At 68.7% G+C, this 252-nt stretch carries 1 protein-coding gene; it reads right to left on the bottom strand.

Features of this window, described 5'->3' with window-relative positions:
• Nucleotides 1-252 (bottom strand): YfiR/HmsC family protein (locus SB751_RS33365; protein ID WP_410749415.1); only part of this gene is annotated, 252 nt, incomplete at both ends.

Raw genomic sequence — 252 nt, forward strand, 5'->3', positions numbered from 1 at the left:
TGGGCGACGCGGCGCTGTCGACCGTCGTCCACGGCCGGCCGTCGATGATCTTGCCGTCGAGCTTCTGCAAGCTGTTCCACAACGGCTTGCCGCGCGTCGCGCAGACATTGAACGAGGCCGCGGGCGCGGCGCTCGCGGGCCACGTCGTGAAGAGCGCGAAGTTGTAGATGTAGGCGGCCTTCAGCGCGACGTCCTGCACCTGGCCCACGCACCACAGCGGCATGAGCAGCCACCACGGCAACACGGCCATCG

Source organism: Cupriavidus sp. SIMBA_020 (genome assembly GCF_046535395.1).
GTDB lineage: Bacteria > Pseudomonadota > Gammaproteobacteria > Burkholderiales > Burkholderiaceae > Cupriavidus > Cupriavidus campinensis.